The following is a 19,886-nucleotide window of genomic DNA, read 5'->3' on the forward strand; positions in this document are numbered from 1 at the left end:
AAATAAAGGCCTTGGTCTTCGCGTCTTTCACAATGGCCCAAATATCCCCGCCAGAGGCTCCCGGAGACGAAGGGCGTCAGCCCGCAGTCGACACATAGGCTTGCGGCGCAGCCGCGCCTTTGGATCAGGGCTAGCCACGCGCGGCAAAGGCCCGGGCCAGCGCGCAGAACTGCTCCAGCGGGATTTCTTCGGCCCGCGAGGTCGGCTTGATCCCGACGCTTTCCAACAGCGCCTCGACATCGCCCAAGGGTTTCAGCGACGACCGCAGCATCTTGCGCCTTTGGCCAAAGGCCTGGGCCACGACGCGGTTCAAGACAGCGGCATCGGCGGGAAAACGCGGCTCGGGCAGGGCCTTCAGATGGACCACCGCGGAATGGACCTTGGGGGCCGGGGTAAAGGCCTCGGGCGGCAGATGCATCACGATCTTGGGGTCGGTCCGCCATTGGCACAGGATCGCAAGACGCCCGTAATGGTCATCGCCGACCTTGGCCGTGATGCGCAAAGCGACTTCCTTTTGGAACATCAACGTCATCGAGGTCCAGAAGGGTGGCCAAACCGCCGGCGTCAGCCAGCGGGTCAGAAGCTCGGTGCCGACGTTATAGGGCAGATTGGCGGCAATGCGGATCGGCGGGGTCAGATGCTGCAACGGGTCCAGTTGCAGCGCGTCGCCTTCGATCACGGTCAGGCGGCCGGGGTAATGGGCGCCGACCTCCTCCAGTGCCGCGATGCAGCGGCGGTCTTTTTCCACGGCCACCACGCGCCGCGCACCCTCCATCAGCAATCCGCGGGTCAGGCCACCGGGGCCGGGGCCGACCTCCAGGATATCGGAATTCGCCAAATCCCCGGCCAGACGCGCGATTTTCGACGTCAGGTTCAGGTCCAAAAGGAAGTTCTGCCCCAACTCTTTCTTGGCGGCAAGATCATGGGCGCGGATCACGTCGCGCAGCGAGGGCAGGCCATCAGGAGAGGTCATGTCACACCGTAAAGGGGGCGAGAGTCGCGCCGGTCAAAGTCAAAAGCACCGAAGGCGCCACGCAGAAGATATGGTTGGGCGTGCCCGCCGCGGCCCAAACCTGGTCGAAGTCCATCAGCCGCGGGTCCATCCAAAGGGGCGAGGCCGTCAGATGGCCCACAGGTGACACCCCGCCGATGGCAAAGCCCGTCACCGCCCGCACCGTCGCCGCATCGGCCCGGGTCAGGGCCTGTCCCGCAAGTGCCGAGGCGCGCGATGGGTCAACCTGGTTGCCGCCTGCGGTCAGAAACAGGCACAAGGACCGCTCGCCCTGAAACAGGATCGACTTCACGATCTGATCGACCGCGCAGCCCGCCATGGCTGCCGCCTCAGGGGCCGTGCGGGTCGAGGCCGGCGTTTGCAGGATCGTGACATCGACCCCTTTCAGGGCCTCGGTCACACGGGTCAGGCTTTTGGACATCAAGGGCTCCTTGGCTTCGCTTCTGGCACCGCTTGACCCGCCCCGCAAGTGCCCGGGGCCTTTTCAACGCGCGCAGGCCGTGATAGAGGCCCGGGGCAATTCGGCGCCAATCGCGGCGCCCCATATCCGGAGTTTCCCATGGCGATCGAACGCACCCTGTCCATCATCAAGCCTGATGCCACCAAGCGCAACCTGACCGGCAAGATCGTTGCCAAGTTCGAGGATGCCGGCCTGCGCGTTGTCGCCTCCAAGCGCATCCACCTGTCGGCCGCCGTCGCTGGCGAGTTCTACGGCGAGCATAAAGAGCGCGGCTTTTTTGGCGAGCTGGTGGCCTATATGGCTTCGGAGCCGGTCGTGGTTCAGGTTCTGGAAGGCGAGAATGCCATTGCCAAGAACCGCGAAGTGATGGGCGCGACCGATCCGGCCGCCGCCGCCGAAGGCACGATCCGCAAGGACTTCGCTTTGTCCAAGGGCGAAAACTCGGTCCATGGGTCGGACAGCCCGGCCGCTGCCGCGCGCGAGATCTCTTTCTTCTTCTCGGGCCTTGAACTGGTCGGCTGATCGGTTTCAACGTCTTGGAAAGGGCCGCGCCGCAGGGTGCGGCCCTTTTGCTTTGGTTTGTGGCCCCGATCTCTTGAGGGCCAGATCGCTTGGGGGCCAGATCTCTTGGTGGCCAGCGTCGATTGGGGGCCAGCCCCCAAACCCCCGGGATATTTATGAAAAGATGAAATGGGGGGCAGGTCCATCCGCGTCGGCGGGGCCTTCAGGCCAGTGCGGTGAGGGCGCGCGCCCTACAAAGCTGATCCCATATCGGTGAGAGACGTGAAAGCCTCGTGGCGGCCATGTCCCGCCGATTGCAGGCTTGGCATCCGGTAGGGCGACACAGGCGGTGGTTAAGCTTAGGCCGGGATCACGCCGATCTGGCGCAGGGCCTGATCCAGCGGGCGGGGCAGGGTGCCAGCCTTGGGGGGTGCCGCAAAGGCAGCCGTTTCGACCTCGGCCTTCAGCGCGTCGAAATCCGCGCGCAGTTGCGCTTTTTCGGCGCCCTTGCAATCGTTCCAGGGACGGCCTTGCAGCGCCATCACCAGCACGTAATAGCCGATGAAATGCGGCGGTTGGCCCGAGAGCAACAGCCGGCGATAGGCCTCATGCGCGCCCAGCGTGCGCAGCTCTTCGGCCGTGGTCAGGCCGGCCTTGGCAAAGCTTGCCTCGGAGGCCGGACCCAGGTTCTTGATTGTCGAAATCGCCGCCATGCATCGCATCCCAAGCCTTTCGGCCAGTCTAGCCGCTGGCGCAGGGCACGGGAAGCCGGTTCGGCCTCAAAGCCGGGCCGCGTTTTGGACGGGCTGTGTTACAGCGCGGCCCAATCGCGGAAGATCGGTTTCGGCGCCTGGCCACCGGTCTGTTGCGGGGTGGTGGGTTGCTGGCCCTGCTGCTGTTGCGGGGCGGTATCTTTGGCCAAGGACATCTCTGCTCCTGATGTTTGCGGCATTCTGCCTGTCATTTCCACCCGGTCAGATATCGCATCAGATTGCGGCAAAGACGTGGCGGATGGGCGCCTGATACGCGCCCTGATGGTCAAATGCAATCTGCCCCGGGTGCGCCACCTTCACCTTGTCGTGCACAAAACGCCCAAGCTTTGGGCGGATTTTGCAAAGCGCTTGTCAGATGAGGCGGCGACCGCCATTCTGGTCCTTGCGACAGGGGAAGGACGAGGGCCGAATCCAAAGCGTTTTGATTTCGTCACAATCGTGAAAAAACTGCTAGGAGTCGGGCTGAAAATGAGAAATGTTTGCGCTAACAGTGACGCGGTTTGAGGCGGGGAATCAGGCAGGGTGTCTGACCCTTGCCTTGACGGGACCAAGGCAGGGATTAGGCTCATGGCAGCAAGAACAAAAACGGCGGACACCAGCGTGAACCAACAGATCCTCTCGACTCCCAGCTTGACGGCCAAAGACCTGCAAGCCGATGTGCTGCGCCACCTGACCTCGACGCTTGGCAAGGATCAGCCCAATGCCTCGCTGTTCGATTGGCGCATGGCCCTGTCCTATGCGATCCGCGACCGGATCGTGGCGCCGTGGTTTGCCTCGACCCGCCGGGTTTACGGCGAGGACCGCAAGCGCGTCTATTACCTGTCGATGGAATTTCTGATCGGCCGCCTTTTGGAAGATGCGACCGTCAACCTTGGCCTGCGCGACACCGCGATCGAGGTCATGGCGAACCTGGGTCAGGACTTCCGCGCCATCGTCGAGGACGAGCCCGATGCGGCGCTGGGGAATGGCGGGCTTGGCCGTCTGGCCGCCTGTTTCATGGAAAGCATGGCGACGGTCGGTTGCCCGGCCTATGGCTATGGCATCCGCTATGAACATGGCCTGTTCCGCCAGCGCTTTGTCGGCGGCCAACAGGCCGAGGTCCCCGAAGACTGGCTGACCCACCGCTACCCCTGGGAGTTCGAGCGTCCCGAAAGCGCCTATGTGATCGGCTTCAAGGGCCATGTCGAATTGCAGGACGGCCGCGAGGTCTGGGTTCCGGGCGAGACGGTTCAGGCGCAGGCCTATGACGCCCCGGTCGTGGGCTGGCAGGGCAAATGGGCCAATACGCTGCGGCTTTGGTCGGCCAAGCCCACGGCTCTGTTCGATCTGGAGCGGTTCAACCGCGGCGACTATGCGGCCGCGGCCGAGCCCGAGGCTTTGGCCCGCACGCTGTCGCGCGTGCTGTATCCCGATGACACGACCTATCAGGGCAAGGAACTGCGGCTGAAGCAAGAGTTCTTCATGACCTCGGCCGCGCTGCAAGACATCCTGCGGCGGTTCACCGCCAATCATGCCGACCTGCGCCAGTTGCACAAGCATGTGGCGATCCAGATGAACGACACCCATCCGGCCATCGCGGGCCCGGAACTGGTGCGGCTTTTGGTCGACGACCACCGGCTGGACTTCACCGAGGCCGTGCATATCGCGCAAAAGTGCCTGGGCTATACCAACCATACGCTGCTGCCCGAGGCGCTGGAGCGGTGGGCGACCTTTACCTTCGGCACGACCCTGCCGCGCCACATGCAGATCGTCGAACGCATCGACGCCTGGCACAAGGACGAGAACCACGCCCGGCCGCATTACGTCGGCATCGTCAAGCACCACGAGGTGCGGATGGGGGAGCTGGCCTTTGTCATGGCCCACAAGGTCAACGGGGTTTCGGCCTTGCACTCTGACCTGGTCAAGCGGTCCTTGTTCCCCGAGTTGAACGCGCTGCATCCTGACCGCATCATCAACATGACCAATGGCGTGACACCGCGCCGCTGGCTGAAGATGTGCAACCAGCCGCTTGCCGGTCTGATCACGCGCACGATTGGCGAGGGTTGGGAAGACAACCTTGACCGGCTGAAAGAGCTGGAGCCCGCGATTGAAACCCCGGAATTCCGCAAGGAATTCATGGCGGCCAAGCGGGAAAACAAGGTGGCCACGGCGGCCTGGATCAAGGCGCAATGCGGGATCACCGTCTCGCCCGATGCGCTGTTCGATGTGCAGATCAAGCGCATCCATGAGTATAAGCGCCAGCTGTTGAACATCCTGCAGACCATCGCGCATTGGAACCGGTTGAAGGCGAACCCCGGTGGCAACCATGTGCCGCGGGTCAAGATCTTTGGCGGCAAATCCGCGCCGGGTTATGCGGTGGCCAAGGAAATCATCCATCTGATCAACGATGTGGCCAGCGTGATCAATGCCGATCCGGTGACGGGCGACCTGCTGAAAATCGTCTATCCGGCGAATTACAACGTCTCGATGGCCGAACATCTGGTGCCTGCCGCCGACCTGTCCGAACAGATCTCGACCGCGGGCAAAGAGGCCTCGGGCACCGGCAACATGAAGTTCATGATGAACGGCGCGCCGACCATCGGCACGCTGGACGGGGCCAATGTGGAAATCCTGCAGGAAGTGGGGGCGGAGAACTTCTTCCTGTTCGGCATGACCACCGAAGAGGCCTGGAAGCGCCGTGAGGACCCCGACCATTCGCGCAAAGCCATCGACGCCAGCCCGGCGCTGCAACTGGTCTTGCAGCAGATCGCCGAGGGCAAATTCTCGGCCGGCCAAACCGACCGCTATCATGGGCTGGTGCACCGCGTCTGGCACCACGATTACTTCCTCGTGGCGGCGGATTTCGACGCCTATGACCTTGCGCAACAAGAGGTTGACCGCGTCTTTGCCGATCCCGACCGTTGGGCGCGGATGGCGGCCTTGAACACGGCGCGGTCGGGCTTCTTTTCGTCGGATCGCACGATCCGGGCCTATATGAAAGACATCTGGGATATTCCTTCGGCGCTGTAACGGCGCCGGGGGCTGAAGGGGGAGGGGAGCATGACTGCAATCGACATGGGGGCCGCGGCAGCGGTCGTCGAGGGGCGACATGGCGATCCTTTCGCCGTGTTGGGGCCTCATCTGGCGGGCAACGCGTGGCGGGTGACGGTCTTTGTCCCCGGTGCCACGCGGTTGGCTCTGTTGCCCAAGGGCAAGGGGGCCAAACCCGTCGAGATGGAACAGGTCCTGCCCGGCCTTTTCGTGGGCAGCCTGCCCAAGCGGGTGGATTATCGGCTGCGAGCGGGCAATGACCATGCCGAATGGGAGTTCGACGACGCCTATCGCTTTGGCCCCGTGCTGGGCGAGATGGATGAATACCTGTTGGGCGAGGGCACGCACCAGCGGCTTTGGCAGGTTCTGGGCGCGCATCTGATCACCCATGAGGGCGTGGCGGGCGTCCATTTCGCGGTCTGGGCGCCCAATGCGCAGCGCGTGTCCGTGGTGGGCGATTTCAACATCTGGGACGGGCGGCGCCATCCGATGCGGCGTCGCGGTCCGACCGGCATCTGGGAGATCTTCATCCCCGGCCTGCAAGACGGCGTGTCCTATAAATACGAACTTCGCACCCATGACGGCGCGCTTTTGCCGCTGAAGGCCGATCCGGTGGGCTTTGGCAGCGAACATCCCCCCGCCAATGCTTCTGTTGTCCGCGATATCAGCCCCCGCGACTGGCAGGATGCGGCGTGGATGGCGTCACGCGCCGAGGTGCCCTTCGTCGATCAGCCGATCTCGGTTTACGAAGTCCACCTGGGGTCCTGGAGGCGTGCGCCGGGCAACCGGATGCTGTCTTACCTGGAGATGGCCGAGCAGTTGGTGGATTACGTCGCTGACATGGGCTTCACCCATATCGAGATGCTGCCGGTGTCGGAATATCCCTTTGACGGGTCATGGGGCTATCAGCCGGTGGGGCTTTTCGCGCCGACGGTGCGCCATGGCACGCCGCAGGAATTCCGTGCTTTGGTCGATGCGGCGCATGGCAAGGGCATCGGCATCTTGCTGGATTGGGTGCCGGGGCATTTCCCGACCGATGCCCATGGGCTTGGCCGGTTCGACGGGTCGTCGCTTTACGAACACGCCGATCCGAAAGAGGGCTTCCATCAGGACTGGAACACCTTCATCTACAACTATGGCCGGACCGAGGTTGAAAACTACCTCGTCTCCAACGCCCTGTTCTGGCTAGAGGAATTCCACATCGACGGGCTGCGCGTCGATGCGGTCGCCTCGATGCTGTATCGCGACTATTCCCGCAAGGACGGCGAATGGGTGCCCAACAAGGACGGCGGCCGCGAGAATTACGAGGCCATCGCCATGATGCGCCGCGCCAATACAGTCGCTTATGGCGAGGTGCCGGGCATCATGATGGTGGCCGAGGAATCGACCGCTTTCCCGGGCGTCTCGCGCCCCGTGGATCAGGGCGGCCTGGGCTTTGGGTTCAAGTGGAACATGGGCTGGATGAACGACACCCTGTCCTATATGGAAAAGGACCCTCTTTACCGGAAATACCACCACAACCAGATGACCTTTGGCATGGTCTATGCCTGGTCGGAAAACTACATCCTGCCGATCTCTCATGACGAGGTCGTCCATGGCAAAGGCTCCATGCTGGGCAAGATGCCGGGCAACGGATGGGAGAAATTCGCCAACCTGCGCGCCTATTACGGTTTTATGTGGGGGCATCCGGGGAAAAAGCTGCTGTTCATGGGGCAAGAGTTCGCCCAAGGCAAAGAGTGGAACCACAACCAGTCCTTGGACTGGCACCAGTTGGATTTGCCCGAACACAGGGGCGTGCAATCCCTGGTGCGCGACCTGAACCGCGTCTACCGCGACAACCCCGCGCTGCATGTCAATGACACGCGGCCCGAGGGCTTTGAATGGGTGGATGGCGGCGATGCCGAGGGCTCGACCTTCAGCTGGTTGCGCAAGGCCAAGGGGCATCCGACGGTTCTGGTGGTGTCCAACATGACGCCGGTCGAACGGCGGATGCGGATCGGCCTGCCGGGGGGGCGGCTGTGGGAAGAGATCTTGAACACCGACGCCGAGGTCTATGGCGGCGGCAACCGCGGCAATCTGGGAGGGTTGGTCGTGGAAGATCAGGGCTGGAATGGGCAACCGCAATCGGCAATGCTGACCTTGCCGCCTTTGGCCACCTTGTATTTTCGATTGGCTTAACTGCGGCACAGCCGCAGGCATAACAGCGGCAAAACCGCGAGAGGGAGGATAAGATGCAACCGAAACCCAATGCGAGGCTGTCTTCGCAGGCCATGGCTTTCGTTCTGGCCGGCGGGAGGGGAAGCCGCCTGAAGGAACTGACCGATTTCCGCGCCAAGCCGGCGGTCTATTTCGGCGGCAAGACGCGGATCATCGACTTTGCGCTGTCCAATGCGCTGAACTCGGGCATCCGGAAAATGGCGATTGCGACGCAATACAAGGCCCATAGCCTGATCCGCCACATGCAGCGCGGCTGGGGATTTCTGCGCGCCGAACGCAACGAATACCTGGATATCCTGCCCGCGTCTCAGCGCATGGACGAGACCAATTGGTATCGCGGCACGGCCGATGCGATTGCGCAGAACATTGATATCATTGATTCCTATGGGATCAACTATGTCGTGGTCCTGGCCGGCGACCATATTTACAAGATGGACTACGAGATCATGTTGCAACAGCATGTGACCTCGAAGGCCGATGTGACCATCGGTTGCCTGACCGTGCCGCGCGAAGAGGCAAGCGCCTTTGGCGTCATGGCGGTGGATGCCAGCCTGCGCATCACCCAGTTCCTGGAAAAGCCCAAGGACCCGCCCGGCATGCCCGGCGATCCGACCCATGCGCTGGCGTCCATGGGGATCTATGTTTTCGACTGGAAGTTCCTGCGGGCGCTTTTGATCGAGGACATGAACAACCCCAACTCCACCCATGACTTCGGCTTTGACCTGATCCCGGCCATCGTCAAGGGCGGCAAGGCCATGGCGCACAAGTTCTCCGACAGCTGTGTGACTTCGGGCCTGGAGACCGAGCCCTATTGGCGCGATGTCGGCACGATCGACGCCTTTTGGCAGGCGAACATTGACCTGACCGATTTCGTGCCCAAGCTGGATATCTATGACAGCTCCTGGCCGATCTGGACCTATGCCGAGATCGTGCCGCCCGCCAAGTTCATCCACGACGAGGACGGTCGGCGCGGCATGGCGATCTCCTCGCTGGTGTCGGGCGATTGCATCGTTTCGGGCTCTGAGGTGCGCAATTCGCTGCTGTTCACCGGGGTGCGGACGCACAGCTATTCCAGCATGGAATATGTTGTGGCCCTGCCTTACGTGACGGTCGCGCGCAATGCGATCTTGAAGAACTGCGTCATCGACCGCGGGGTGAATATCCCCGATGGGCTTGTCGTGGGCGAGGACCCCGAGGACGACGCCAAGTGGTTCCGCCGCACCGAGTCGGGGATTGTGCTGATCACTCAGCCGATGCTGGACATGCGGGCGGCGAAACTGGGCTAAGGTCGGCGCCGGGGGGGCTCGCCCCCCCGGACCCCCTGAGGATATTTATGAAAAGATGAAAACGAGGGCGCGTGGATGAAACTGAAGGGTCGGGTTCTTTCTGTGGCCTCGGAATGTGTGCCTTTGGTCAAGACCGGGGGCTTGGCGGATGTCGTGGGGGCTTTGCCCGCGGCGCTGGCGCCTTTGGGTTGGGAGATGCGGGTGCTGGTGCCGGGCTATCGCGCGCTGCTGGCGCGGGCGGCGGATTGGCCCGAGGTCTTTGCCGAGGAGGGGCTTTTCGGCGGGCGGGGACGGGTTCTGGCCGGAGAGGTCGGCGGCGTGCCGGTGCTGCTGTTGGATGCAGCCCATCTTTATGACCGCGAGGGCGGGATTTACTCTGGCCCCGGGGGCGATTGGTGGGACAATCCGCAAAGGTTCGCCGCCCTGTCCTGGATCGCGGCGCGGATCGCGCGTGAGGGGCTGGGCGACGGCTGGAAACCGGACGTGGTCCATGCCCATGACTGGCAGGCGGCCTTGGCGCCGGCCTATCTGGCCTATCACGGCTCTGGTGGGGTGGGATCGGTGCTGACCATCCACAACATCGCGTTTCAGGGCTGGGCGCAGGCCGGGTTGTTGCGGGAAATGCGCTTGCCGCCCGATCAATTCCACCCCGGCGCTTTGGAGTATTACGGCGGGCTTTCGACCTTGAAGGCGGGGCTTGTGACGGCGGACCGGATCACCACCGTGTCGCCGACCTATGCGGCGGAGCTGTCGCGCCCCGAGTTCGGCATGGGGCTGCAAGGCGTCATCACGGCGCGGGCCGCGGTGGTGTCGGGCATCCTGAACGGCGTCGATACCGCGGTCTGGGACCCCAGCGCCGAGGCGACCCCTTTCAGTGCCAAGGAGCCGGGCGGCAAGGCTGTGGCCAGGGCGGCGCTGTGTGCGGAGTTCGGCCTTGACGTGCCGGGGCCTCTGGCGATCCTGGTCAGCCGTCTGACCGATCAAAAGGGCATCGACCTGATCCCCGCCGTTCTGCCCGATTTCATCGCGGCAGGGGGCGGGCTGGTGGTTCTGGGCTCGGGCGATCAGGGGCTGGAGGGCGCCATGCGGGGCCTGGCCGAGCGGTTTCCGGGCCGGGTGGGCTTGCGCATCGGCTATGACGAGGCGCTGTCGCATCGGATGTTTGCGGGCGGCGATGCGGTCCTTGTGCCCTCCAGGTTTGAACCTTGCGGGCTGACGCAGATGTATGGGCTGCGCTATGGCTGCCTGCCCGTCGTGGCTGCGGTGGGGGGGCTGGCCGATACGGTGATCCATGCCAATCCGGCCGCCTTGTCGGCGGGCGTGGCCACCGGGATCACCTTTCACCCGACCGATGCCACGGCTTTTGCTCAAGGGTTGCGGCAGTTGGTGGCGCTTTATGCCGATCCGAAATCCTGGGCCCGCGTGCAGAAGAACGCGATGAAGCAGGATGTCTCCTGGGCGGCCTCGGCGGCCGAATATGCCAGCCTTTACGACGGGTTGCTGGCATGACGCCGCGCAGCAACCTGCCTGGGGTTCCGCCGGGCATGTCGCTTGGATCGGGGCGGCCCTTTCCCTTGGGCGCCACACCGGACGAGGGCGGGGTGAACTTTGCCGTCTTCTCGGCCCATGCCCATTTCATCGAACTGTGCCTGTTCACCGAGGATGGCCGCCGCGAGACCGCCCGCATCCTGATGACGGAACGCGACGGGGACATCTGGCATATCCGGGTCGAGGGGATGAAGCACGGCCAGCTTTACGGCTTTCGCGCCCATGGCCCCTATGAGCCCGAGGCGGGCCACCGCTTCAACCCGCACAAGCTGCTTTTGGACCCCTATGCCAAGGCCTGGGATGGGCGGCTGAAATGGTCCGACGCGCTGATGGGCTATAAAATCGGCTCGGCGCGGGGCGATCTGTCCTTTGACACCCGCGACAGTGCCTTTGCCGTGCCAAAGTCGATGGTGGTCGATGAACGCGCCTTGCCGCCCCTGCCGCCCGGCCCCGCGCGCCCGATGGCCGACAGCCTGATCTATGAGGCCCATGTCAAGGGCCTGACCATGCGCCACCCGGTCATCCCCTCGCAGTTGCGGGGCCGGTATGCCGGGCTGTCGCATCCGGCGGTGATCGACCACCTGGTCAAGCTGGGCGTGACGGCGGTGGAACTTTTGCCGGTGCAGGGTTTCTTTGACGACCGGTTCTTGGTGGCCAAGGGGCTGACGAATTACTGGGGTTACAACACGATGGGCTTTTTCCTGCCCGAACCCCGCTATAGCGCCCGCCCCGGCCGTGGAGAGTTCCGCGAAATGGTCTGGCGCCTGCATCAGGCCGGGATCGAAGTGATCCTCGACGTGGTCTATAACCACACCGGAGAGGGCGACGAGCTGGGGCCGACGCTGTCCTTCCGCGGTCTGGACAATGCCAGCTACTACCGGCTGGCGGGCGGCGGGCGGCATTACATGAACGACTCTGGCACCGGCAACAGCCTGAACCTGACACATCCCATGGTGCTGCGGATGGTGATGGATTCGCTGCGCCATTGGGTGACGCATTTCGGGGTGGATGGCTTTCGCTTTGACCTTGCAAGCTCGATGGGGCGCGAGGTCCATGGCTTTGACCCCGGTGCGGGGTTTTTCGACGCCCTGCGTCAGGACCCGGTTCTGGCCCGTGTAAAGCTGATCGCCGAGCCCTGGGACATCGGCCCGGGCGGCTATCAGATGGGGGCCTTTCCCCATCCGTTTTCGGAATGGAATGACAAGTTCCGCGACGGCGTGCGGCGCTATTGGCGCGGCGATGCGGGGATGACGGCGGAACTGGGGCGCCGCCTGCTGGGGTCGGCCGAAAACTTCGACCACCACGGACGCCCCGCCACCGCCAGCCTGAACTTTGTCACCGCTCATGATGGGTTTACGCTGGAAGACCTGGTGTCTTACACCGTAAAGCGCAACCTGGCCAATGGCGAGGACAACCGCGACGGCCATTCGGAAAACCACTCGGACAACCTTGGCCACGAGGGCGCAAGCGACGACGCCCGCATCCTGGCCGCCCGCCGGTTGCGCAAGCGCAACATCCTGGCCACGCTGATGCTGGCGCAGGGGACGCCGATGATCCTTGCGGGGGACGAGCTTGGCCATTCCCAGGGCGGCAACAACAACGCCTATGCTCAGGACAACGAGACGACCTGGATCGACTGGGCGCGGGCGGATGGCGAACTTGCGGCCTTTGTCGCACGTTTGGCCGCGATCCGTGCGGGCCATCCGGTGCTGCGGCAAAGGCATTTCCTGCATGGCCGCAAGCGTCATGGCCAGGCCATCCCCGATGTCCTTTGGCGCCGCGCCGATGGCAACCCGCCCGAGGCCTATGAGTGGCACGACCCCGCCTTCCGCTGTTTGTGCGTCGAGTTGCGCATGGCGGCTCAGGGTCCCGAGGATGACGACGTGATCTTTGCCGTTTTCAACACCGGCCCCGAACAGGCCCTGACGCTGCCCGAGACCGAGGCCGGCTGGCAGTTGATCCTGGACACGACCCGCCCCGATCTGCCCCCCGCTCCTGCAGGAGCAGGCCAGACCGTGCCCGCCAATGCCGTTCTCGTCTTTACCGCCTGATACCCGGAGGAACCCATGACCGCCCTGACCATCCAGACCCAACCCATTGCGGGGCAAAAGCCCGGCACCAGCGGTTTGCGCAAAAAGACCCCGGTTTTCATGGGGCCGCATTACCTGGAGAATTTCGTTCAGGCGATCTTTGATGTCGTGGGGACCAAAGGGAAAACCTTCGTCCTCGGCGGCGATGGGCGCTATTTCAACGACCGCGCGGCGCAGGTGATCTTGCGGATGGCGGCGGCCAATGGCGCGGCGCGGGTCATCGTGGGGCAGGGCGCGGTTCTGTCCACGCCGGCCGCCAGCCATCTGATCCGGCTGAACCAGACCGATGGCGGGATCATCATGTCGGCCTCGCACAACCCCGGCGGCCCGAACGAGGATTTCGGCGTCAAGTTCAACATGCCCAACGGCGGCCCCGCGCCCGAATCCGTGACCGAGGCGATGTATCAGCGCACGACCGAGATCACGGAATACCATATCCTTCAGGCGCAGGATGTCGACCTTGGCACCGTGGGGCGCGTCATGCTGGGCGCTATGGTGGTCGATGTCGTCGACCCGGTGGCCGATTACGCCGACCTGATGGAAAGCCTCTTCGACTTCGACAAGATCACCGCGATGTTTGCCGCGGGCTTTCGGATGCGGATGGATTCCATGTGCGCCGTGACCGGACCTTACGCGGTCGATATCCTGGAGCGTCGTTTGGGTGCCAAGCCCGGGACCGTGACCCATGCAACGCCCTTGCCCGATTTCGGCGGGATGCATCCCGACCCGAACCCGACCTGGGCGCATGAGCTGATGGCCGAGATGATGGGGACGGATGCCCCCGATTTCGGCGCGGCGAGCGACGGCGACGGCGACCGCAACATGGTGGTGGGGCGCGGGATCTATGTGTCTCCGTCCGACAGCCTGGCGGTGCTGGCGGCCAATGCGCATCTGGCCAAGGGCTATCGCGGCGGCCTGAAGGGGATCGCGCGGTCGATGCCGACCTCTGCCGCCGCCGACCGGGTGGCCGCGGCGCTGGGGATTGCGGCCTATGAGACGCCGACCGGCTGGAAGTTCTTTGGCAACCTGCTGGATGCTGGAAAGGCCACGATCTGTGGTGAGGAGAGCTTTGGCACCGGGTCCGACCATGTCCGCGAAAAGGACGGGCTTTGGGCCATCCTGTTGTGGCTGAATATCCTGGCCGTGCGCGGCGACAGCGTGGCCGATATCCTGGCCGCGCATTGGGCCAAGTTCGGGCGCAACTACTATTCGCGCCACGATTTCGAGGCGATTGCCACCGACAAGGCCGATGCCATGGTCACGGCGCTGCGTGCCGGCCTTGGGGATTTGCCCGGGCGCAAACTGCAGGGGATGGAGATCGCCAGCGCCGACGACTTCGCCTATACCGATCCGGTCGACGGCTCGGTCAGCGCCAAACAGGGCATCCGGGTGAATTTCACCGATGGCAGCCGGATCGTCTATCGCCTGTCGGGCACGGGAACCGAGGGCGCGACCCTGCGGGTCTATCTGGAACGCTATGTCGCCGGCCCCGAGGGTCTGGACCGCGATGCGCAAGAGGCCCTGGCCCCGGTGATCGCCGCAGCCCATGACCTTGCGGGGATCACTCGCTTTACCGGCAAGGCCGCACCCGATGTTGTGACCTGAGATCGGGGGGCTGGCCCCCCGCTTAGCCCCGCAAGCCCGTCTCTTCCAGCAATCCCATCCGCTTGGCCTCGTAGTAATAGCCGCGGGAATACCAGCTGACGGCGCGGTCCTGGTTGCGGCGCGACACAAGCCAGGCGCCGCGCAGATATTTGCCGGCATATTTCAGGTTGGCTTCGGCATCCAGCAGGTCAGAGGCCTCGCCGCGAAAGCCCATGGTGCGGGCGGTGCGCGGGTCGATCTGCATCAGCCCGTAATAGGTCCCGTTGCGCGCGCCCGGGTTATAGCCGCTTTCGCGCTGGATCACGCGGTGGATCAGGCTTTCGGGCATGTCGTAAAGCCGCGCATATTTTGCCACAAGGCGGTCCATCTGGGGCGTGCGCCCGGCGAATTGCGGCGTCTCCTCGCGCTTGCGGCCACAAGCGGCCAAAGCCACAAGGCCGATCATCATCAGGCGGCGGTCAAGCATGGTTTTCCCCTTTGTTGCGCGCCTGATAGCCTTTTGCAGACCATCCTGCCAAGTCCGGGGCGCAGAGCGGTGGTTTTTCCGGCAAGATGTCGCAAGGAGCGGCCCGCCTGTCATTCCCGCGTCATGCAAAAGCGCCAAAAAGAGGGCGGCACAGATGCGGGGGCTTGCCTGCAAGGAAACGCCAGATATAGTGATTCCATGCGCAGAACGGCGCATTTTGTGCCAGATGCGCAGACCGGCAGAAAGGTCTTGGGCGTGGACGGTGATTTTCGAACCCATTTCGTGCGTGATCCTGCGACGTTGAAACACTGCCCGGCGCTGGTGTTGAATGCGGATTTCAGGCCCTTGTCCTATTACCCGCTTTCGCTTTGGCCCTGGCAAGAGGCGATCAAGGCGGCGGTTCTGGACCGTGTGACGATCCTGGCCGAATATGACACGACGGTGCGCAGCCAAAGGACAGAGTTCCGCCTTCCCTCGGTTGTGGTGCTGAAGGAATTCGTCCAACCGCAAAAGCGCGTGGCCTTCACGCGGTTCAACCTGTTTTTGCGCGACGAATTCTGCTGCCAGTATTGCGGCTCACGCGGGGAGTTGACCTTTGACCATGTCATTCCGCGATCCAAGGGCGGCATCACAAGCTGGGAGAATGTCGTGGCGGCCTGCAGCCCTTGCAACCTGCACAAGGCCAACAAATCGCTGAAACATTCGGGCCTGCACCTGCGCAAGCCCGCCCGCGCCCCCAGCCCCGAAGAGATGCAGGCCCATGGCCGCCGCTTCCCCCCCGGCCATCTGCATCAAAGCTGGATGGATTACCTGTATTGGGACACCGAACTGGACGCCTGACCGCGCAACGTCCTTGGCCAAAGCCGGTTCAGGTCCATGCCCCCCCGTTTGATCGGGGCGGCTTCGGGGTTCTTTGCCGAGGGTTAACCCTTTTGCCATAGGGCTGGCTTTCCACCGGATGCGGGTCTTGCTAGACTCCGCGCACATTCGGGGTTAAAACCGCTCCGTTAGCGCTAACGGCGACAAAACGCAGCAGGCAAGCGAGGTTCTGATGGTCTCCCGCGTCATTCCAGTGGATACGTTCGATCTGGTGATCTTTGGGGGCACGGGCGACCTTGCCCGCCGCAAGATCTTTCCGGGTCTTTATCGCCGCTTTCTGGCAGGTCAGATGAATGGCGAAAGCCGGATCATCGGTGCGGCCCGCGGCCAGAACACGGATGAGGCCTTTCGCGCCCTGATCAAATCCTCGCTTGAGGAGTTCGTGGCCAAGGATCGTCAGGACCCGGCCCAGATCGCGGCTTTCCTCGATCACCTGTCCTATATCGCGGTTGATGCCAAGGAAGAGGCGGGTTGGGAGGCGTTGAAAGCCACCCTGCGCCCCAATGTCGTGCGCGCCTTTTACTTCTCGGTCGCGCCCACGATCTTTCCTGACCTGGCCGAGCGTCTGCACGGCCATGGCATCACCGACGCCTGGTCGCGCATCGTGGTGGAAAAGCCCTTTGGCCGCGACCTCGCCTCGGCCCGCGCCCTGAACGAGGTTCTGGCCAAGTATTTCACCGAAGCCCAGATCTACCGCATCGACCACTATCTTGGCAAAGAGACGGTGCAGAACCTGATGGCGGTGCGTTTCGCCAATATCCTGTTCGAGCCGATCTGGAAGGCGCAGTATATCGACCATGTCCAGATCACGGTGGCCGAAACCGTCAGCGTGGACGGGCGCGGTGCCTATTACGATAAGTCGGGCGCCATGCGGGACATGGTGCAAAACCACCTGATGCAGCTGTTGTGCCTGATCGCGATGGAGCCGCCCTATCACTTTGACCCCGACGCGGTGCGCGACGAAAAGGTCAAGGTCATCCGCGCCTTGCAACCCGTTCCGCCGCAAAACATCGTCCGCGGTCAGTATCTGGCCGGCAATGGCGAGGGTGGCTATCTGGAACATTGCGAGGATGCGAATTCCAAGACCGAATCCTACATCGCGATGAAGGTGGAAATCGCGAACTGGCGCTGGAAGGGCACACCGTTTTATCTGCGCACCGGCAAGCGCCTGCGCGCCCGCAGCTCCGAAATCGCCATCCATTTCAAAGAGCCGCCCCATTCGATCTTTGACGATGCCAAGGGTTGGAAGGAAAACGTCCTGGTCATCCGGTTGCAGCCGAATGAGGGGATGAACCTGATGGTGATGATCAAGGAACCGGGGCCGGGCGGCATGCGCCTGATGCAGGTGCCCTTGGACATGACATTCGCCGATGCTTTGGGCGCCGAGGCCGATGATGTGCCGGATGCCTACGAACGCCTGATCATGGATGTGATCCGCGGGAACCAGACGCTGTTCATGCGCGGCGACGAGGTCGAGGCGGCTTGGGCCTGGACCGATCCGATCATCGGCGGTTGGGAATCGCGGGGCGACAAGCCACAGGGTTACGACCCCGGCAGCAGCGGCCCCGAAGATGCCCTGATGCTGATGCACCGCGACGGTCGCCGCTGGCGGGAAATCAAATGAGCCTGATCGAATATCCCTCGCGCGAGGCTCTGATGGCGGGCCTTGCGCAGACCATCGCGGGCGAGCTGCGCGCCGCGCTGGTCACTGGCGCGGCCACGCTGTCGGTTCCGGGTGGCACGACCCCCGGCCCGATCTTTGACGCGCTAAGCAAAGAGGACCTGGATTGGCCCCGCGTCGCCGTGATGCTGAACGACGAGCGTTGGGTGGGCGAGGACAGCCCCCGGTCGAACACGCGTCTGCTGAAGGAACGGCTTCTGGTGGGCTTTGCCGCCAAAGCCCGCCTTGTGCCGCTTTATGCGCCGACCGCGACGCCCGAGGAAAGCCTTGACAAGCTGGCCGAGGGGATCATTCCCCATCTGCCGATCACCAGCCTGCTGTTGGGCATGGGCGCCGATATGCATACGGCGAGCCTGTTTCCCGGTGCCGACAAACTGGCGCAGGCCCTGGCCAGCAATGCCCCGGTGCTGATGGCACTTCGGGCCGAGGCCGCGGGCGAGCCCCGCATCACCTTGACCGCGCCGGTTCTGAAACAGGCGCGCCATATCCACATCCTGATCACCGGCGACGACAAGCGCGCGGCTTACGCCCGCGCCCTGACCCTGTCGCCAGACCTGGCCCCCGTGGCCGCCGTCCTCCCCCTTGCAACCGTTCATTGGGCCGCATGACATGACCAAGTTTCAGGCTTTGCTTGACCACCACGCCAAGGTCGCCGACCGCAAGATCCTTGGACTGTTCGGCGCGCCCAATGGCAAGACTGGCCGGGCACAAAACTTCACGGTGACGGTCGACGGCATGCTGTTCGACTATTCCAAGACCAATATCGACGAAACGGGTCTGGGCCTGCTTCTGGAATTGGCCGAGGGCGCCGATCTGCAGGCCAAGCGCGAGGCGATGTTCGCCGGGGAAAAGATCAACGAGACCGAGGGCCGCGCCGTCTTGCACACGGCGCTGCGGGCCGGCGACAGCGCCGTGGTCACGGTCGATGGCCGCGACGTCATGCCCGAGGTTCGCACTGTTCGCGCCCGGATGTTCGACTTCGTCCGCGCCGTCCGCGACGGCAGCTTTGCAGGGCAGGGCGGCAAGATTACCGATGTGGTCAATATCGGCATCGGCGGCAGCGACCTTGGCCCGGCCATGGCCACCATCGCGCTTTCGCCCTTCGCCAAGGGCCCGCGGCTGCATTACGTGTCGAACGTGGATGGCGCCCATATCGCCGACACTCTGCGCGACCTGAACCCGGAAACCACCCTGGTCATCGTGGCCTCCAAGACCTTCACCACGATCGAGACGATGACCAATGCCGACACCGCCAAGCGCTGGATGCGGCAAAAGGTCTCCGAGCCCGCGCGGCAGTTCTGCGCGGTGTCCACCGCCCTGGACAAGACCACCGCCTATGGCATCGACCCGGCGCGCGTCTTTGGCTTTGAGGATTGGGTGGGCGGGCGCTATTCGATGTGGGGCCCGATCGGGCTCGGCATCGCGCTGGCCGTCGGCCCCGAGGCCTTCGAGGAATTCCTCTGGGGCGGGCGCGCCATGGACGACCATTTCCGCAGCGCTCCGCTGGCACGCAACATGCCTGTGCTTCTGGCTTTGGTCGGGCTGTGGCACAATCAGGTCTGCGGCCATGCCACCCGCGCCGTGCTGCCCTATGACCAGCGCCTGTCGCGGCTTCCGGCCTATCTGCAACAGCTGGAGATGGAGAGCAACGGCAAGCGCGTCAGCATGGATGGGGTGGATTTGCCCTATGCCTCGGGTCCCGTGGTCTGGGGAGAGCCGGGGACCAATGGCCAGCACGCCTTTTACCAGCTGATCCATCAGGGCACGCGGGTCGTGCCCTGCGAATTCCTGGTGGCCAAAAAGGGCCATGAAGCCGACCTGCGCCATCAGCATCTGTTGCTGGTGTCGAACTGCCTGGCGCAATCCGAAGCGCTGCTGCGTGGCCGTTCGCTGGACGAAGCCACCGCGATCATGGCCGCCAAGGGTCTGACCGGGGATGAGCTGGACCGCCAGGCCCGCCACCGGGTATTCCCCGGCAACCGGCCCTCGACGACGCTGGCCTATGAGCAATTGACGCCCTTTGCCCTTGGCCAGATCATCGCGCTTTACGAACACCGGGTCTTTGTCGAAGGCGTGATCCTGGGGATCAATTCCTATGACCAATGGGGGGTTGAACTCGGCAAGGAACTGGCGCTGGCGCTGCAACCCATGTTGGAAGGCCGGGCAGGGACGGAAGGCAAGGACGGATCGACCGCCGCCCTGGTCGCCTGGGCCCGCAGCTGATCGCCCGAAGCTGATTGACAGCAGGCGGCGCTTCGGGGGTTCATCTCGGGGGGGGGCATCTCGCCTCTGCGTCTGCAGAGCAATCGACCCGGGGATTTGCCTCCGGCGGGAATAT

General features: G+C 63.7%; 16 protein-coding genes. 12 read left to right on the forward strand and 4 right to left on the reverse strand.

All coding sequences use genetic code 11. The features are described from left to right. Window positions 1-130: 130 nt before the first annotated feature. Complete coding sequence (gene rsmA / locus NX862_RS11625) at window positions 131-973, reverse strand: 16S rRNA (adenine(1518)-N(6)/adenine(1519)-N(6))-dimethyltransferase RsmA (protein WP_264494077.1); 843 nt, start codon at window positions 971-973, stop codon at window positions 131-133. A gap of 1 nt (window position 974) precedes the next feature. Next, window positions 975-1,433, reverse strand: coding sequence for a YbaK/EbsC family protein (locus NX862_RS11630; RefSeq protein ID WP_264494078.1), 459 nt, complete (start codon window positions 1,431-1,433; stop codon window positions 975-977). Window positions 1,434-1,571: 138 nt separating this feature from the next. Here NX862_RS11630 and ndk point away from each other — a divergent pair, with 138 nt between their 5' ends. Further along, a complete protein-coding gene (gene ndk / locus NX862_RS11635) occupies window positions 1,572-1,994 on the forward strand; it encodes a nucleoside-diphosphate kinase (RefSeq protein ID WP_264494079.1) in 423 nt (140 codons plus the stop codon). 338 nt (window positions 1,995-2,332) lie between these two features. Here ndk and NX862_RS11640 read toward each other — a convergent pair whose 3' ends face one another. Continuing rightward, window positions 2,333-2,686, reverse strand: a complete 354-nt coding sequence (locus NX862_RS11640) for a TfoX/Sxy family protein (protein ID WP_264494080.1) — start codon at window positions 2,684-2,686, stop codon at window positions 2,333-2,335. Between the two features lie 201 nt (window positions 2,687-2,887). On the opposite strand from NX862_RS11640, the gene NX862_RS11645 reads away from it, so the two are divergent. From NX862_RS11645 to NX862_RS11675, 7 genes are all read left to right on the forward strand, one after another. Further along, entirely contained in the window at window positions 2,888-3,250 is a 363-nt protein-coding gene (locus NX862_RS11645) for a hypothetical protein (protein WP_264494081.1), read from the forward strand. 96 nt (window positions 3,251-3,346) lie between these two features. Further along, window positions 3,347-5,755 carry a glycogen/starch/alpha-glucan phosphorylase gene (locus NX862_RS11650; protein WP_264494082.1) on the forward strand — a complete coding sequence of 803 codons (2,409 nt, stop codon included), beginning with the start codon at window positions 3,347-3,349 and terminating at the stop codon, window positions 5,753-5,755. A 30-nt stretch (window positions 5,756-5,785) separates the two neighbouring features. Continuing rightward, a complete protein-coding gene (glgB, locus tag NX862_RS11655) occupies window positions 5,786-7,954 on the forward strand; it encodes a 1,4-alpha-glucan branching protein GlgB (protein WP_264494083.1) in 2,169 nt (722 codons plus the stop codon). A 53-nt stretch (window positions 7,955-8,007) separates the two neighbouring features. Beyond that, a complete protein-coding gene (glgC, locus tag NX862_RS11660; RefSeq protein WP_264494084.1) occupies window positions 8,008-9,279 on the forward strand; it encodes a glucose-1-phosphate adenylyltransferase in 1,272 nt (423 codons plus the stop codon). Between the two features lie 75 nt (window positions 9,280-9,354). After that, window positions 9,355-10,788: a glycogen synthase GlgA gene (gene glgA, locus NX862_RS11665; RefSeq protein ID WP_264494085.1), complete on the forward strand. Its 1,434-nt coding sequence runs from the start codon at window positions 9,355-9,357 to the stop codon at window positions 10,786-10,788. Beyond that, window positions 10,785-12,878, forward strand: coding sequence for a glycogen debranching protein GlgX (glgX, locus tag NX862_RS11670; RefSeq protein WP_264494086.1), 2,094 nt, complete (start codon window positions 10,785-10,787; stop codon window positions 12,876-12,878). Before glgA ends, glgX begins: the two co-directional genes overlap by 4 nt. A gap of 15 nt (window positions 12,879-12,893) precedes the next feature. Beyond that, on the forward strand, window positions 12,894-14,522 hold the full coding sequence (locus NX862_RS11675) for an alpha-D-glucose phosphate-specific phosphoglucomutase (RefSeq protein ID WP_264494087.1): 1,629 nt from the start codon (window positions 12,894-12,896) through the stop codon (window positions 14,520-14,522). A gap of 22 nt (window positions 14,523-14,544) precedes the next feature. Here the strand turns inward: NX862_RS11675 and NX862_RS11680 are convergent, their stop codons facing one another. After that, window positions 14,545-14,988 carry a lytic transglycosylase domain-containing protein gene (locus NX862_RS11680; RefSeq protein ID WP_413694560.1) on the reverse strand — a complete coding sequence of 148 codons (444 nt, stop codon included), beginning with the start codon at window positions 14,986-14,988 and terminating at the stop codon, window positions 14,545-14,547. A 255-nt stretch (window positions 14,989-15,243) separates the two neighbouring features. Here NX862_RS11680 and NX862_RS11685 point away from each other — a divergent pair, with 255 nt between their 5' ends. The 4 genes from NX862_RS11685 (at window position 15,244) to pgi (ending at window position 19,771) form a co-directional block, all read left to right on the forward strand. After that, window positions 15,244-15,828 (forward strand): HNH endonuclease, encoded by a 585-nt coding sequence (locus tag NX862_RS11685; protein ID WP_264494088.1) that lies wholly within the window; start codon window positions 15,244-15,246, stop codon window positions 15,826-15,828. Window positions 15,829-16,039: 211 nt separating this feature from the next. After that, window positions 16,040-17,491 (forward strand): glucose-6-phosphate dehydrogenase, encoded by a 1,452-nt coding sequence (gene zwf, locus NX862_RS11690; RefSeq protein ID WP_264494089.1) that lies wholly within the window; start codon window positions 16,040-16,042, stop codon window positions 17,489-17,491. After that, the gene (pgl, locus tag NX862_RS11695) at window positions 17,488-18,156 is read left to right on the forward strand and encodes a 6-phosphogluconolactonase (protein ID WP_264494090.1); all 669 of its coding nucleotides are present in this window, start codon (window positions 17,488-17,490) and stop codon (window positions 18,154-18,156) included. Before zwf ends, pgl begins: the two co-directional genes overlap by 4 nt. A gap of 1 nt (window position 18,157) precedes the next feature. Then, on the forward strand, window positions 18,158-19,771 hold the full coding sequence (gene pgi, locus NX862_RS11700) for a glucose-6-phosphate isomerase (protein ID WP_264494091.1): 1,614 nt from the start codon (window positions 18,158-18,160) through the stop codon (window positions 19,769-19,771). The last annotated feature ends 115 nt before the right edge of the window (window positions 19,772-19,886 follow it).

It is taken from the genome of Stagnihabitans lacustris (assembly GCF_025950525.1).
GTDB lineage: Bacteria > Pseudomonadota > Alphaproteobacteria > Rhodobacterales > Rhodobacteraceae > Stagnihabitans.

What these genes read in the sequence shown, in the direction of transcription:
- rsmA (WP_264494077.1), bottom strand. Translation starts at nt 973, where the DNA reads ATGACCTCTCCTGATGGCCTGCCCTCGCTGCGCGACGTGATCCGCGCC.
- NX862_RS11630 (WP_264494078.1), bottom strand. Translation starts at nt 1,433, where the DNA reads ATGTCCAAAAGCCTGACCCGTGTGACCGAGGCCCTGAAAGGGGTCGAT.
- ndk (WP_264494079.1), top strand. Translation starts at nt 1,572, where the DNA reads ATGGCGATCGAACGCACCCTGTCCATCATCAAGCCTGATGCCACCAAG.
- NX862_RS11640 (WP_264494080.1), bottom strand. Translation starts at nt 2,686, where the DNA reads ATGGCGGCGATTTCGACAATCAAGAACCTGGGTCCGGCCTCCGAGGCA.
- glgB (WP_264494083.1), top strand. Translation starts at nt 5,786, where the DNA reads ATGACTGCAATCGACATGGGGGCCGCGGCAGCGGTCGTCGAGGGGCGA.
- glgC (WP_264494084.1), top strand. Translation starts at nt 8,008, where the DNA reads ATGCAACCGAAACCCAATGCGAGGCTGTCTTCGCAGGCCATGGCTTTC.
- glgA (WP_264494085.1), top strand. Translation starts at nt 9,355, where the DNA reads ATGAAACTGAAGGGTCGGGTTCTTTCTGTGGCCTCGGAATGTGTGCCT.
- glgX (WP_264494086.1), top strand. Translation starts at nt 10,785, where the DNA reads ATGACGCCGCGCAGCAACCTGCCTGGGGTTCCGCCGGGCATGTCGCTT.
- NX862_RS11675 (WP_264494087.1), top strand. Translation starts at nt 12,894, where the DNA reads ATGACCGCCCTGACCATCCAGACCCAACCCATTGCGGGGCAAAAGCCC.
- NX862_RS11680 (WP_413694560.1), bottom strand. Translation starts at nt 14,988, where the DNA reads ATGCTTGACCGCCGCCTGATGATGATCGGCCTTGTGGCTTTGGCCGCT.
- zwf (WP_264494089.1), top strand. Translation starts at nt 16,040, where the DNA reads ATGGTCTCCCGCGTCATTCCAGTGGATACGTTCGATCTGGTGATCTTT.
- pgl (WP_264494090.1), top strand. Translation starts at nt 17,488, where the DNA reads ATGAGCCTGATCGAATATCCCTCGCGCGAGGCTCTGATGGCGGGCCTT.
- pgi (WP_264494091.1), top strand. Translation starts at nt 18,158, where the DNA reads ATGACCAAGTTTCAGGCTTTGCTTGACCACCACGCCAAGGTCGCCGAC.